This window comes from Pedobacter sp. (genome assembly GCF_965279535.1).
In the GTDB taxonomy this organism is placed as follows: Bacteria; Bacteroidota; Bacteroidia; order Sphingobacteriales; family Sphingobacteriaceae; genus Pedobacter.
This window is the reverse complement of record NZ_OZ257244.1, coordinates 52,166-66,899: the sequence shown is the minus strand read 5'-3', so window position 1 is coordinate 66,899 and position 14,734 is coordinate 52,166. Positions and strand designations below refer to the sequence as shown.

At 37.9% G+C, this 14,734-nt stretch carries 11 protein-coding genes and 1 tRNA gene; 5 read left to right on the top strand and 7 right to left on the bottom strand.

Features of this window, described 5'->3' with window-relative positions:
* The first annotated feature begins 214 nt into the window (after positions 1–214).
* From ACQY77_RS00215 to ACQY77_RS00205, 3 genes are all read left to right on the top strand, one after another.
* Positions 215–886, top strand: a complete 672-nt coding sequence (locus tag ACQY77_RS00215) for a hypothetical protein (protein ID WP_421940004.1) — start codon at positions 215–217, stop codon at positions 884–886.
* 87 nt (positions 887–973) lie between these two features.
* The gene (locus ACQY77_RS00210; RefSeq protein WP_421940005.1) at positions 974–1,405 is read left to right on the top strand and encodes a hypothetical protein; all 432 of its coding nucleotides are present in this window, start codon (positions 974–976) and stop codon (positions 1,403–1,405) included.
* 519 nt (positions 1,406–1,924) lie between these two features.
* Complete coding sequence (locus ACQY77_RS00205) at positions 1,925–2,149, top strand: DUF3606 domain-containing protein (RefSeq protein WP_421940006.1); 225 nt, start codon at positions 1,925–1,927, stop codon at positions 2,147–2,149.
* A 131-nt stretch (positions 2,150–2,280) separates the two neighbouring features.
* Here ACQY77_RS00205 and ppsA read toward each other — a convergent pair whose 3' ends face one another.
* From ppsA to ACQY77_RS00175, 6 genes are all read right to left on the bottom strand, one after another.
* Positions 2,281–4,722 carry a phosphoenolpyruvate synthase gene (ppsA, locus tag ACQY77_RS00200; RefSeq protein WP_421940007.1) on the bottom strand — a complete coding sequence of 814 codons (2,442 nt, stop codon included), beginning with the start codon at positions 4,720–4,722 and terminating at the stop codon, positions 2,281–2,283.
* Positions 4,723–5,064: 342 nt separating this feature from the next.
* Positions 5,065–5,484, bottom strand: coding sequence for an arsenate reductase ArsC (locus ACQY77_RS00195; RefSeq protein ID WP_421940008.1), 420 nt, complete (start codon positions 5,482–5,484; stop codon positions 5,065–5,067).
* A gap of 3 nt (positions 5,485–5,487) precedes the next feature.
* On the bottom strand, positions 5,488–6,054 hold the full coding sequence (locus ACQY77_RS00190) for a DUF6428 family protein (RefSeq protein ID WP_421940009.1): 567 nt from the start codon (positions 6,052–6,054) through the stop codon (positions 5,488–5,490).
* A 40-nt stretch (positions 6,055–6,094) separates the two neighbouring features.
* Positions 6,095–6,424, bottom strand: coding sequence for an ArsR/SmtB family transcription factor (locus ACQY77_RS00185; protein WP_421940010.1), 330 nt, complete (start codon positions 6,422–6,424; stop codon positions 6,095–6,097).
* A 57-nt stretch (positions 6,425–6,481) separates the two neighbouring features.
* Positions 6,482–8,569: an FUSC family membrane protein gene (locus ACQY77_RS00180; protein ID WP_421940011.1), complete on the bottom strand. Its 2,088-nt coding sequence runs from the start codon at positions 8,567–8,569 to the stop codon at positions 6,482–6,484.
* Positions 8,570–8,965: 396 nt separating this feature from the next.
* On the bottom strand, positions 8,966–10,513 hold the full coding sequence (locus ACQY77_RS00175; RefSeq protein WP_421940012.1) for a glycoside hydrolase family 28 protein: 1,548 nt from the start codon (positions 10,511–10,513) through the stop codon (positions 8,966–8,968).
* A 284-nt stretch (positions 10,514–10,797) separates the two neighbouring features.
* Here ACQY77_RS00175 and ACQY77_RS00170 point away from each other — a divergent pair.
* Positions 10,798–10,868: transfer RNA gene (locus ACQY77_RS00170), tRNA-Cys, on the top strand.
* Between the two features lie 709 nt (positions 10,869–11,577).
* On the opposite strand, the gene ACQY77_RS00165 is transcribed toward ACQY77_RS00170, so the two are convergent.
* A complete protein-coding gene (locus tag ACQY77_RS00165) occupies positions 11,578–12,681 on the bottom strand; it encodes a M20/M25/M40 family metallo-hydrolase (RefSeq protein ID WP_421940013.1) in 1,104 nt (367 codons plus the stop codon).
* Positions 12,682–13,021: 340 nt separating this feature from the next.
* Here ACQY77_RS00165 and ACQY77_RS00160 point away from each other — a divergent pair, with 340 nt between their 5' ends.
* Positions 13,022–14,425: an aspartate kinase gene (locus ACQY77_RS00160; protein ID WP_421940014.1), complete on the top strand. Its 1,404-nt coding sequence runs from the start codon at positions 13,022–13,024 to the stop codon at positions 14,423–14,425.
* Positions 14,426–14,734: the final 309 nt, after the last annotated feature.

Sequence of the window (14,734 nt, the reverse complement as noted above, 5' to 3'; positions counted from 1 at the left end):
CGGCTCATCATCCCCTATTAGTAACTTCAACTATTACTAAAATGATGAAAGATTTAATGCTTAACAATGGCAGGTTTTTGGTCTGCTCAGTACTGTTTAACGTCAAAGACGTTTTTTTTGAAACCGGTTACCTGCAAAATTACGGGTCTTCTATAAGACTGAACGAACCCCCTGTGTTCATTAGTTTTATCCACAAACCCAATCTTAGCAGCCTGTGAACAAGACCATTGAATACTTTTTTGAGCAATTTTTTAAGCATAAATTGTTAATTGCCCATTACACCGAAGGAATTACCCCAAAAAGCATGGTAGATTCTGAAGTGGATATTGATGGGTATTACAAATGGAAACCCGTTAAAGGGAAGATAAAAGATATTGCCTATGAGAAATTGGAGCAAAGCTATGGATTGAGTTTTCCCAAAAGTTTTATTCAATGGCACAAGCGCTATTTCTTCTTTGGCAGGGATTGCAGAATCGTTAATCTGCCCTCATCTTCTCCCTCAGCACCGCTGCAGGAAATTATCCATTTCTTAAATAATGATGTTGCAAAAGCGCTGATAGCAGAAAAACTATATCCTTTTGGAGAAGATACTTATACCGGTAAGCTAATGGTTTTTGATGCCCGTGTTCCATTTGCTGACCTTGAATATCCAATTCGGGTTTATGATGGTAACGGAACAGATTTATTTGGTTTGAGTGAAGTGATTTTTTCTTCATTTCCAAAACTATTGGAATGCCTCACCTATTTATTTGAAGAAATTCACACGCGGCCCATTCATGAAATAATTACAGGTTTTTCCTGTATAGATCCTAAAGGAGCAGGCAGTACAGGTATTAATTATTGGAAAGAGATCATTACAATGGAAAAAATGATGCTAAGTGGTTAATACCCCAGGTCGCTACGCTCTCCAGTAGAATATATTATTAACGCAAAAGATTAAGACAATGGATTAAAAAAAATAAAATTCACTACCATGAAAACTTCCTTCACGATCTTGTTATTAACCTCACTGGTATTAAGTTCCTGTGAACAGAATTCTTGTGAAAACAGGTTTACACCTATCGGGAAATATACTAAACACAATAAGAACAAAGACCTCAGCTACATCATACTAAAAGCTAACCATCGCTATTTTTTTTGTTACAAACCAAATGGAAAAAAGGCCAAAACATTTAGTGGCAAATGGAAAAACTTAAGTAAAAAATCATCATGCCAGATTGCTTTTCTACCCTGGAAAGATCTGGTAAGTTCAGGAGAAATGATGGACAGCAATATTTGTACTTATCAGAATGATCAGTTAATTCTGATGGGTGAAACTCAAAGACCGGCATATGTTAGGGAAATAGACGATCCATTTGAATTGGTATCGCCACCAGATTTAACTGATAGCTGGCACACTGATTAAATTCTAATGACTTTTTGAAACGGATCTTTTCCCCAAAAAATTAGAGCAAAAAAAAATCATATGTCAGTTGAAGGATTGGTGTTACGGAACCCGGCGTTTGACATATGATTTTAAATATTGTTAAGGTATCATATTACCTGTCTGAATGACTAATACAAATATGCGAAGTTTACATCAACCTCCAACTTTTTTTACATGAACCTACCAGTTTTTTACACGAAAACCGATATTTACCATTAAAAATGTCCCATCTTCAACGGTGTCGATTAACATCCTATCACTTGGTGGCGCTTACTGCAATAATATTTCAACATACAAATACATAAAAAAGGCTGACCATTAATGGCCAGCCTCTATCTAAACCTCAACATGCGCTCAAACATGAAGAGACTATAGCACAAACAAAATACTTTTATATTGGTTTTACAAGTATTTGTGAAAAAAACAACAGAAAAATGTTCCTTTCAAAACCTTTAGTCAGGTCTTGCTGTTATTAGTTTTTTAACCAATTTATAAACCATGAATAATTTTCCCCCACTTCCGAATAAAAAGTCAATTATAGATTTGACGGATGAAAAAGCACAACATTATTGGGCGGCCAGATTAGGCACTACCGTTGAGGGGCTTAAATCGGCTATCAGGGCTTGCCAGAGCATGGAAGCAGAGCAGGTACAAGCCTACATACAAGATAGTGCAAGAACCCGTAAACTTTGGTCGAGAGATCGCACACATTTATTTGGTTAGCAATACAGCTGAACTGATGATTTGGTTCTGGCTTTCAGGGATCTTGAAATCTATTTCTCAAAATAAAAAAGGATAACATGTATGGAACATGCTATCCTAATAGAGTAGTATTGCGTTAAAATTGAAAGTGACTAATTAACTGAATTTGCTTTCAGCTGTTCTTCAGCCTGGCGAATCACCAGGTTAGTTTTGAAAAATGCATCTGGTGTTACGGATATGGTATCGATTCCTTCTTCGACCAAAAATTTAGCAAAATCAGGATAATCTGAAGGGCCTTGCCCGCATATTCCAACTTTTACACCTTTTGCTTTGGCAGTACTGATGAGTGCCCGTATAGCTCTTTTAACTGCCGGATCCCTTTCGTTATATAAATCGGATACCAACGCTGAATCACGGTCTAAGCCAAGTACCAATTGTGTCAGATCATTTGATCCAATAGAGAAACCATCAATATGTTCACAAAATTCATCTGCCATGATGATGTTTGATGGGATTTCGGCCATAAGGTAAACTTCCAGTCCATCTTTACCTCTTTCCAAACCATTTTCTTTCATCACTTCATAAACTTTTAAAAGTTCATTTACCGTTCGACAGAAAGGAATCATAACCACAACATTATTTAAACCAATTTCATTGCGTACCCTATTTATTGCTTTGCACTCCATGGCAAAAGCCTCTTTATATTGCTCAGAATAATACCTTGCGGCTCCCCTCCAGCCAATCATTGGATTTTCTTCATCGGGTTCGAACCTGCTGCCACCCAATAAATTATGATATTCGTTGGTTTTGAAATCAGAAAACCTGACAATTACTTTTTTGGGATAAAAAGCTGAGGCAATCCTGGATATGCCATAAGACAGTTTATGAATGAAATAGCTTTCTCCATCTGGATAGCCAGTGATTATTTTTTCGATATCAGCGGTTAACTTCTGGTCATTAAGTACTTTGTGTTTTAAAAGGGCCATTGGATGCACTTTTATATAATTATTAATAATGAACTCTTCCCTTGCCAGGCCAACTCCGCTATGCGGATATCCTGCCAGGCGATAAGCGATATCTGGCGAGGCCACATTGAGCATGATAGGCGTTTCTGTCTGCCCCAGTTCCAGTAAATCATGTTCAGTTTTAGTAAAAGCAACCGCTCCCCTGTAAATTAGCCCCACATCTCCTTCAGCACAAGATGCGGTTACCATTTCTCCATCACGAAGTAAATCTGTTGCATTTATACAACCCACAATCGCCGGAATCCCAAGTTCGCGGGCCACAATTGCAGCATGACAAGTTCTCCCACCCTTATTCGTTACAATTGCGGCAGCCTTTTTCATCAGCGGCTCCCAGTCCGGATCAGTCATGTCAGTTACCAGGATATCACCTGGCATAAAGTTAAGTTTGTGCATCTCCTCCTTATGTTTATCCTCTATCAGATGTACCTTACCTTGCGCGATATTATCTCCTACCGAAATTCCTTTTAATATGACGCGTTCATGTCTGTGGGTTTCTGAAATATCATAAGTAATCATTTTGGTATCTAGCCTTCTGGAATGAATGGTTTCGGGACGGGCCTGTACAATAAAAAGTTCATTGCTTATCCCATCCAAAGCCCACTCAACATCCATCGGGCACCAATGTCCCTTAACCTGTGAGTAGTGGCTTTCTATATCACATATCCATTGAGCCAACTGCATAACATTTTGTTCAGAGAGGCAGAAACTACTCATTTCATTTTCCCCGGCAGGCACAATTTTCACCCGATCAATACCATTGTCTGCATAGATCATTTTTTTATCTTTCAACCCGAGTTTTCGATCTACAATTGCTTTAAATCCTTTTTTTAACAAGGGTTTAAAAACAGTAAATTCATCAGGACTTACCATGCCCTGCACAACTGTTTCACCCAGGCCAAAGGCACCATTGATTACTACAGTATCTTTAAAACCACTTTCCGTGTCGATTGAAAAAGCAACACCTGACGCCCCCACATCCGACCTTACCATCTTCTGAATACAAACCGAGATTCCTATCTGAAATGAATCGAAACCAAAACTTTTCCTGTAACTGATTGCACGATCCGTAAATAAAGAAGCGAAACAATTACGGGTAGCCAAAAGAATACTATCTCTACCACTGATATTCAAATAAGTATCTTGCTGCCCGGCAAAAGAAGCATCTGGCAAATCTTCTGCAGTGGCCGATGAGCGTACTGCAACATCCACGTTTTCCTGTTTATAGAGGATACAAAGGTTATGATAAGCTTCCGTAATCTGCGTATCTAAGGCATCAGGAAAGACAGCAGAACTTATAAGCTGTCTGATTTCTCTTCCACAGTTTTGAAGCTGTACAATATCATCGACATCCGTTTCAGCGATGAGGCGATCTATCTTTTTTTGTAACTGATTGTACTGGATAAAATCTTCATAAGCAGCTACCGTAATGATAAAACCCAATGGGACTTTAATATCATATTTACCCAAATTTTGCAACATCTCTCCGAGTGATGCGTTTTTCCCCCCCACAATTGCGATGTCTGAAAGCCCGACATCGGATAGGTTCATAATCCATTTGTTATTTCCCATATATATTATAATTTGATTAGTTTCCTATACGGTAGCATTAATCCATCCTGATGATACAGGACAAACTGATTAGAACTTCATGGGAATATGATTTATTGGGATGAGTGATAAATAGCGTTACATCTTTTACTTTAGTTAAAAATTATTAACAAAGAAACAGTTCAAACCATTACAATTGATGTGAGTTATCATCAATCAATTGAGCTTTTTTGGCAAGCCATTAAAAAAACACAATACACTATGAATTAAGCAAATAAATAAAAATAAGAAAGATTATTTGGCAGTAAAAGGATTTAGCTATGCAATAAAAAAACCCGGTCTAAAGCCGGGTTACTGAAGTAATTATTTTAAATATTTGAAAACAAATTGCTGACTGTAGGACTTGATCATGTTTCTGACTGCAACAAAGTTCTGCCATACTTCCTGGTTGTTCCCTGTGGCCTTTGCCGGATCGGGAAAATTATAATGCAATCTTATTGCCTGACTTGGAAAATAAGGACAATTCTCCTGCGCATTATCACAAACAGTAATGAGGTAGTCAAATGAAATGGGGCTATATTCATTAACATGATTAGAGGTATGGGCTGAAATGTCAATACCATCATGCTTCATTACCTCAATCGCTTTCGGATTAACGCCATGTGTTTCAATTCCAGCACTATATATTTCAGCCTTATCAGCGGCGAAAAACCTCAGATAGCCTTCTGCAATCTGACTTCTGCAACTATTTCCGGTGCAAAGAACCAGTATTTTCTTTTTCATATCCTAGCAGCAACCAGATTCAGGTGTACAACAGGTTGCAGTTGCAACTAAGTTTTTTAACGTTTTTTCAGGCTTTTCCTTCGAATCGGCTAAATCGCAGCATTCCGCTCCATTATCATCCGTTCCGCAGCTTTGTCCTCTTCCGATCGCCTTACATTGGGTAACATCGGGCATAAGATTTACCACCAGGTTTTCTCCCTCAACATTAAATGCTCCGGGGTACATCTGTCTGGTATCAAAAGAAGAATTGCCAAATTCTATTTTTACAATACCCAGAGGATTTAGGGGGAGTGATTTTTCCACCAAGCTCACAATAGACAGCGCTTTACTTACCTTCATAGCTTGTCTGTTTTCTGATATTTTTGGTTCCCAAAGCTGTACAATGATTTCGGTCCAGCTATTCAGTTTACCACCACAATCAACAGATATAATCGGTGCCTGTTTAATTTCGGTAATGTGATAAGAAGCATCTACATAGCGATCTTGAGCATACTGAAATTGTAATGTATGCTGAGGGTGGGCTGTTAAAACAGCCTTGAAAGCTTGCCAGTTGTTGAATGAATTCTCCATAATATTGCAATTTAACGATTGATTTAAATTTTAAAAAAACTTAACAGCACTTCTCTTCAGGTTGATAAGCCTTCATAAAAGCAGCGAATTGTTTTTCCAGTAAACTCCATGTTTCCGGATTGATACAATAACATACCTTCACCCCTTCAATTGTACCTTGAATAATGCCTGCAAGTTTCAGTTCTTTTAAATGTTGGGAAATGGTTGCCTGCGCTAAGCCTAACTCCTCAACCAAATCGCCACAAATACAGGCTTTGGCCGATATAATTTGCTGTAATATGGCGATGCGCGCCGGGTGAGCCATTGCTTTTAACAAAGCTGACAAACGATTTTGCTCTTCTGTAAATATCTCAGTTCTTGTAAGTCCCATATATATCGCAATATTACGATATTAAGTTGTGACCATCAAATATTTTATCCAAGAAATTTATGCGCCTTTGAAATCGAGATAGAATTGATGAAAATCTTGAGCCAGTATACCGATGTGTTTCAGTTTTTGATCTACATAATCAAGCTGATTTGAATGGGGATTTTTTTGGATGTATTCCATCATATTATTCCGTGCATCAAAATGAGTTAAATACCTGATTATCGAGTCTAACTGTTCTTTATTGGTCAGCACTTCTTCTTTATGCCCTGCCGATAAATAAATGGAAGCAATAATAGCATTGATCTGGTAAAGTGATATTTGCATTCCATAAAGCGCTTTAAAATTAAGCCTTTTGGTCATGGGTTCAAATTTAGCAGAATCAATGGCTTCTGCCAGTTGTGCGAAATTGATGTTTGCGTTTTTTCGGGTGATTCTTTTGGCGGTTTCGCTCGTATTTCCTTTTAATGTAAGAGACATTAGCAAGAAATCGATACTGTATTTTGCAGCATTCGTTAATTTATTTTCTAACTGGCGGCTATCCCAAACGGGAAAAATATAGGTGGCTAAAATAGAAATTAAGCACCCGATTGCAGTATAAAAAATCCTGTCATGAATAATGTGATCAAAATGCCCGTGATAACTTCCTAAAGTAAGTATAACAGCGGGGGTTATAAATAGCACACTTATGGCGTAGTTTAATCTGTTAAAAGCGTAAAAACCCAATAAGAAAATTACTGAGCAAGAGATGAGTACCACCGGACTTTTAATAAAATAAATAATTGTTAAACCAATAGCTGCCCCTATTATACTTCCCTGCAGGCGTTGCTGGTTTCTCTTCCAGGTAAGCGAAAACTTGGGTCTTGCAACAATTACCATGGTAAGAAAAAGCCAGTAGCTATAACGGCTGGGTTCGAGTTGCCAAATGAGCAAAAAGCCAAATGCGAACGCTATACTAAGCCTGACAGCAAATCTGAAAATGGGAGATCTGAGCGAAAGATGTTCTTTTATCAGAAATTGGTCGCCTGTAATGAACAGCGGATAAACAATTTCAGTTTCGATCGTTTCTGCTTTTTTCTGTTGTGGCATCTCGTTTCCCCTAATCATATGGATGTTTTGTGCAATATCATCCATATTAGCTGCAATTTTCACCAGCATTTCTTTAGGTTCGCCTGTTAATTTTTCTTCCTCTAAAAATAATTGCTGTCTAACGTGTAAATAAGTATCGCTTTTTTTCACCTTATGGGTAAAAGACCTGGTAGAACGTACATGCTTACCCAGGTCTTCCAACTCATCGGCAAGGAGTTCAATCAATTGCGCAATAAGCTGTAAGCCAGGATATTCCGCCAGCATGTTTCTTACCAATGCATAATCGTAGTGTAAAGCATTTAATTGTTCATGCAAATCGATTAAAAGCAGTGCGCGACCTAATAATAGCTGTCCGTTCTTGTTTTCAGAGCGCATAGCCAGTTTATCGGTTAACAACAGGTTCCGAATCAACTCATGCTTTTGGTTTACCTGTATGTGCAGTTTAACAGATTCTTTCTGTTCCGGATCAAAAGGAATGTTTAGATCATAATTTTTGGCTTTCGATCTTAAAAAAGCCGCGCTACTCATTAAACACTCAAAAATAGCATGATGCAACGAACGATAAGGCCTGATCAAGACTTGCAAAAGACTTACCACATAGTACCAGATACCACCTACCAAAAGGTATAAACTGAAATGAACCGGATTTTTAGGCTGTAAGCCCATTATAAAGGTACTTACAATTAACGCCATGGTACCTATTAACCCCGCCTTGCTACCATAAACTGCCGACATTGAGAATGTAAATGCTGCAACAGTGACCAAGACAGCTAAAAGTAACTGATGATCCAGGGTAAGTGAAACCAACAGGGTAGTCAGGAAAAAGACTACAATGCTGTATACGGCAGTTTTAAGCTTATTTAATTTATTATCCGGAAGATCTGTTAAACTAATTAAAAGTGCCCCTACCCCAATACCTGTTGCTGCTTCTACATTGCCCAGGTAGAAGAAAATAAAGATGGGTAGAACTACAGTGAAGGTATTTCGAAGGGCGTCTGAAAAATATTCTCCTAAGAAGAAATAAGTAATATCAGTACCTATTGTTTTTTTATGAATCATCAATGCGAACACCTGGTTAGTTCAAGCCGCAAAGGTAAGGGGTTAAAGGTATATATAATGCTGCCATTATGAAATTTCGTGAAATCAAATGGTACAATATATCCGGTTTGAAGAGAAATGAACTTTTTAGAGGATATTTTAATTTAAAATAGGGTTAAGAATATTAGATTTTTACGAATAGTATTGACAAATATCATAAAAAAGACTGCTTAATAATACAAAATACCATAGAATACGTTAACTTTATTTCAGATTAAATCAACGGGACGATTTAGATTAAGGAAGGGCAATCTTAGGGTTGCCCTTTTTTTATACTCAAAATAGACTAAGGCCTGATTATCCGAATTGGTGGATACTAATGAATATGATGGATATTTTAGCCGTTTAAAATAAATATCAATAAATCAAATCACTGCTATTACTTAATACATATTCGGGTTTTAACCCCGCTGTGGTCCTCACTTCTTTGAAACTAACTTTTTCAGCATCTTTTACTGATATTTTAGCATTTGCCGGAAGGCTAATATTGACAAAGCTTACATTTTTTAAGCGATGTGCCGGCTCTTTAAAGCCATTGATATCTATTGCATATCCTACTGACGGAGCCATAGTCATGTCGATATTCTTAAATACAAAATTCTCAAATGTCGGAATTTGTGGTGCGGCTTCGCCATCGTTGTTGTAATTAACAGCCGAAAATATCGTAATCTGTAGCAACTGACAATCTACAACACTTACATTTTTAACATATCCGCCTCTATCCCTGGTTCCTTTTATCTGCATCCCATGAAGCAGATTTCCGGCCTTACAATCCTGAACCAATACATCACTCACTCCACCCGACATTTCGCTTCCGATAGAAATACCATGCCCACGTAAAAAATCACAATGAGTGATCTGTACATTCGTTGTAGGCTTAGCAACAAAGAAGCCTTCAGGGTTTTTACCCGATTTGATTGCAATACAGTCATCGCCAGTATCAAAAGTACAATTGAAAATATAGGAATCGGTAGAAGAATCTGGGTCAATACCATCACCATTTCTAATATTTTTGGTGATGATATTCAGATCATGGCAACTTACATTATCGCTATAAATGTAATGGATTGTCCAACAAGGCGGTTCAGTAATGGTTAGTTTAGATAAACTTACATCCTGACAATTCATTAAACAGATTAACCGTCCGCGGCTTCTAATTCCGTTGGCTTTTGTCATGGCTTCCCCCAATTTTCTACCACCGCCCATGATGGTTCCTGAACCCGTAATTTTTAAATTTTTTACGTTGTAAGTCCCATTGCGATTAAGTGTTCCTGCGTTGATTAAACTGGCATAAGTTTTCATTTCCCAACCTTCGAACCGGTTCAAAATCATGGGTAAATAATCCTCAACATTGGTAGTCCCTTTTAAAACGCCTCTTTTTGCTATAAATAAGGTCATATCACTTTTTAAGTACAATGCACCTGATAGAAAAGTGCCTTCCGGGATGTAGACTGTACCACCTGGCTGACAAGCATTAATGGCTTCCTGTATTGCTTTAGCATTATTACTAAGCCCATCTGCTTTTGCGCCGTAATCTAATATATTGTAAACTTTCCCTGCCCGGGTCGTTTTAAAACGAATGGTATTCAGGTCTGCTCCTTCCGCCTTAGCCGATTTCAAAATAACCTTTACTGTATACCAGGTATTGGGCTTCAGTTGCTCAAAAGTATAATTCGTTTTACCAGTTGAACCCAGTAGCTTCCCGTTAACAAATAATTCATAAACCTGTTTTTTTACTGGCGATTTAGCCCACAATAACGTAACCTCCTTCGTACCGAGCGTTCCTGGTGCAATTATTAAGTTAAATTTATGTTTTGGAGCAGCCTGTAATTGTTGTAGCTGCAGAATAAGTGAAAAAAACAGGACAAACAGTCCTTTTTTAGTTAACGATCGGAAGTATACCATTCGATTTTAATTTGGTTAGCTGATCATGTTAATGATCTAACAATATCTCATCCAAATATAATGGCATTCTGGAATTAACTGTCCTGCTGTATACTGCATAGAGATTGAATCTGTATTAGATGGAGACCAACGGAAAGTTTGCCCTTTATATAAAGGCTGTTTTAATTATAAGGATGACTGAAATCAAATAATTTAACACAGAAAAAATAAACCTACTATTTCTATAGAATTTATAGATTTAATTATATATTTGTATGTATTATCACAAATCGGTAATCAATTATAGTCATGTGGCCGAGTGGAGAGGTAAAGGTCTGCAAAACCTGTTACGGCGGTTCGAATCCGTCCATGACGTCTATGGAAGTGTTTAGTACTGGTAAAAAGTATCAAGTACATAGTATCAAGTATCAAGACTGGTGTTTCTATTTGACTCATCGTAAGGTAGGCATCCAGACTAAGGACTAGGTACTATCAAAAGTATCAAGTATATAGTATCAAGTATCAAGACTGGTATGTCTATTTGACTCATCGTAAGATAAGCATCCAGACTAAGGACTAGTATTATAAAAAGTATCAAGTACATAGTATCAAGTATCAAGACTGGTGTTTCTATTTGACTCATCGTAAGGTAGGCATCCAGACTAAGGACTAACGACTAAGGACCAGGTACTATCAAAAGTATCAAGTATATAGTATCAAGTATCAAGACAAGTTTCTATTGGACTCACGCAGGCTAGACATCCAGACTAAGTACTAACGACTAAAGACCAGGTACTATCAAGATTGATTGGAAAATCACCAACGCACACTCATTATATTTTTTTCTATCAAAACAGCTGCTACAAGTGTAATTGTTAATACAAACAAAACGATCGTTAATCTGATAGAAAGCTTTTTGAATAGCAGCATGCTGTACCGTTCAGCGGCGTAACTTTGTTTAAAAGCTATCCGTTTCCAGGCTTTTAAATTTTTAAGTCTTCTCATCAGCATAATTCCAGAAAGGATTAATACCAAACTGAAGATAATCTCTACGTAGGGATGCATTTTTTAATTTATTGATATTTTTAGTTGATCAAATTTAGATTTCTCAAAAGTCGGATATAAGTATTTATCCCCTCCTCTATCTGCTCTATTGCGATAAATTCATTTTCCATGTGACTGCAACCCGGATTTCCCGGGCCAATTTTTACTGCAGGGATTTCCAGCCAGCATTGGTCTGAACTGGTGGTTGACAGATAAGTTTCGAGTCCGATTGAGCAGCCGGCCGTAACAATCGGATGAAGCAAATCAATGGCGCAGGGTTTGGAAACCGCATTACGCAGATCAAATTCACAAGATGTATGATTGATGATTGTATTGATAATTTCTTTTGGAGTATAATTATGGTCGAAACGGATGTCTACAGTAAAATTGCATGTTGCCGGAATAACATTATGTTGTATGCCAGAAGCAATCTCTGTTACGGTCATTTTTACCGGCTGAGGATGGTTGTCCATAATCGGGAACTGATAATTTCTGAACCAATCAATATCCTTTAAAGCCCGGTAGATAGCATTATCTCCTTCTTCTCTGGCAGCATGCCCACTCACCCCTTTTACCTTGCAATCTATTACCATACTTCCCTTTTCTGCAACTGCCATCTGCATCGCTGTAGGCTCTCCAATAATGGCAAAATCTGCCTGCTGAAGTACATCAAGAATTGATCTTATACCATTAATTCCCGAGTTTTCTTCCTCTGCTGTAGCTGCGAGACAAAGATTAAAAGGTAAATCCACGCTTTCATAAAAATAAAGGAATGTAGCGATCAGCGCGACCAATGAGCCTCCTGCATCGTTGCTTCCCAAACCGTAAATCACATCTTCTTCAATTTTTACATTGCCAGGTTCTGTGCTTTTATTTAAGGGGGCTGAGGTATCGTGATGGGAAATGAGTAAGATACAGGGCTTTGAATTATTTTGATAGCGGTTAAAACACCAAATATTATTATGCTTTCGAAAAGTTTCTACACCGCGATCTTTTAGAAATTGCTCAATCAGGTCGGCAGCCTGTTGCTCCTCACCAGTAATAGAGGGCGTATTTACAAGAGCACTAAGTAGTTCAAGAGATTCCTGATACAGTCGGTTCAAATCAGGCTCCATTGTCACATTGATACTGAAATTATTGTTCATACCATTGTATTTTTAAAAGGCGATTGACAAAGCTGATGCCTGAAATAGCAGACGCTGAAAAAACATACTTTAACAGCTTTAAATGACATTTATTTCTTCAGCCTTACTTAAAGAGCCTGGAAAACCTTTCCAAAATGGTAAGCTACATATCATTTTGAAAGGCTTTTTCCTGAAGGATTTTTCCTTCCTTCCAATTTTTTAAAAATTTTCTTAGACCTCAAATCTACTTTCCTCCTGTAAATGAATGAGGTACAGTACACACCCAATTGATTTAGATTGGCAATCCCAAAATTTAAATGTATTGGCATAGCGATCGCATCTGGCAAAGAAAAAATCAGCTATGTTAACAGTAGAAAAAATAGGCGGAACCTCCATGGCAGCCCTTTCAGCAGTGATAGAAAATATTATTTTTTATAACCGGACACCGGAAAATATTTACAACCGGGTTTTCATCGTATCTGCATTTGCCGGTGTTACGGATCTATTACTTGAGAATAAAAAAACCGGCGAACCAGGTGTATACCATAAAATTAGTAAACACAGGGATTTTCACCCTCATTTACAACTTTTAATTCGGGAACTAAAGGCCATAAACCGACGGTATGTTCCATTGGGATTAGATTTAAAGGCTTGCGATCAATTTGTTGAAAATCATATAGAGAAAGCTACGGGCTATCTCGAAAATCTGGTGAGCGTATTATCATCAGGATATGTAAGCAAAACGGGTATTCTTCAGGCGGCCAGAGAAATTTTAGCCTCCATAGGCGAAAGTCATTCGGCATTTGTACTCAGCAATATTTTAGTAAACAAAAACTTAAGCATAACACGGATTGATCTTGGCGGATTTGACGATCATGATTTCCTGACGATTGACCAAAGGATAAAAAGGGCTTTTAAAGAAGTTCCGCTTAGCAGAACACTTTGCGTGGTTACGGGATACACTAAAGGTACTGAAGGCATTATGCGCGAATTTGACAGAGGTTATTCGGAGGTTACTTTTAGCAAGATTGCCGAAATGCTCAGACCAGATGAAGCGATAATTCATAAAGAGTACCATCTTTCTACAGCTGATCCGGCTATTGTTGGTGAAGCATACTGTACACCGGTTGGAAACACCAATTATGATATTGCTGATCAGCTGGCGGATGTTGGTATGGAAGCCATTCACCCGGCGGCTTCTAAGCCACTTGAAATGAAAGGCATTAACCTGCGCATTAAAAACACTTTTGATCCCGCACATAGCGGAACATTGATCTCAAAATCTTACCTCTGCGAGAAAAAAAGGATAGAAATGGTTACCGGAACAGACAAACTTATTATGATTGATATTTATGATCCCTTAATGGTGGGTAACGTAGGTAGTGATCTTAAAGCCATGCAGATATTGGCACAGCAACAGGTGAGTTATACTTTTAAAACCACTAGTGCGAACAGTATTTCTGTGGTCATTTGGGAGAAAGATTTCCACAGGTCGCTGCTTTCAGAATTGGAGAAAAATTTCGAAAAAGTTTCCGCAGAGCAGGTGGCTACTGTTTGCTTATTGGGCTCTAATATTGATCAGCCTGGCTTATTGGCTAAAAGTGCCAACGCTTTAACCGCAGCCGGCATCAACATTAAAAGTGCCGGTTTTGCTCTAAGAAAAGTCAATATCCAGTTCATTTTAGATCGGGAAGATTACAAACCCGCAATTGTTGCTTTGAATAGAAGTAGTATGAGGGAGTTTGGAAAAGTATTGAGTACATAGTATCAAGTACTTAGAATCAAGTAGCAAGACGTGATGCAAAATATGGCTGATTGAAGGTTAGGCATCCAGACTATGTACTAAAAACTATCGAAAGAATCAAGTACTTAGTATCAGGTAGCAAGACGTGATGCAAAAATATCGCTGATTGAAGGCTAGGCATCCAGACTATGCACTAAAAACTGTCGGAAAGTATCAGGTACTTAGTATCAGGTAGCAAGACGTGATGCAAAAATATCGCTGATTGAAGGCTCCAGACTATGTACTAAAAACTGTCGGAAAGTATCAGGTACTTAGTATCAGGCACTTAGT

What these genes read in the sequence shown, in the direction of transcription:
- ACQY77_RS00210 (WP_421940005.1), top strand. Translation starts at nt 974, where the DNA reads ATGAAAACTTCCTTCACGATCTTGTTATTAACCTCACTGGTATTAAGT.
- ACQY77_RS00205 (WP_421940006.1), top strand. Translation starts at nt 1,925, where the DNA reads ATGAATAATTTTCCCCCACTTCCGAATAAAAAGTCAATTATAGATTTG.
- ppsA (WP_421940007.1), bottom strand. Translation starts at nt 4,722, where the DNA reads ATGGGAAATAACAAATGGATTATGAACCTATCCGATGTCGGGCTTTCA.
- ACQY77_RS00195 (WP_421940008.1), bottom strand. Translation starts at nt 5,484, where the DNA reads ATGAAAAAGAAAATACTGGTTCTTTGCACCGGAAATAGTTGCAGAAGT.
- ACQY77_RS00190 (WP_421940009.1), bottom strand. Translation starts at nt 6,054, where the DNA reads ATGGAGAATTCATTCAACAACTGGCAAGCTTTCAAGGCTGTTTTAACA.
- ACQY77_RS00185 (WP_421940010.1), bottom strand. Translation starts at nt 6,424, where the DNA reads ATGGGACTTACAAGAACTGAGATATTTACAGAAGAGCAAAATCGTTTG.
- ACQY77_RS00180 (WP_421940011.1), bottom strand. Translation starts at nt 8,569, where the DNA reads ATGATTCATAAAAAAACAATAGGTACTGATATTACTTATTTCTTCTTA.
- ACQY77_RS00175 (WP_421940012.1), bottom strand. Translation starts at nt 10,513, where the DNA reads ATGGTATACTTCCGATCGTTAACTAAAAAAGGACTGTTTGTCCTGTTT.
- ACQY77_RS00165 (WP_421940013.1), bottom strand. Translation starts at nt 12,681, where the DNA reads ATGAACAATAATTTCAGTATCAATGTGACAATGGAGCCTGATTTGAAC.
- ACQY77_RS00160 (WP_421940014.1), top strand. Translation starts at nt 13,022, where the DNA reads ATGTTAACAGTAGAAAAAATAGGCGGAACCTCCATGGCAGCCCTTTCA.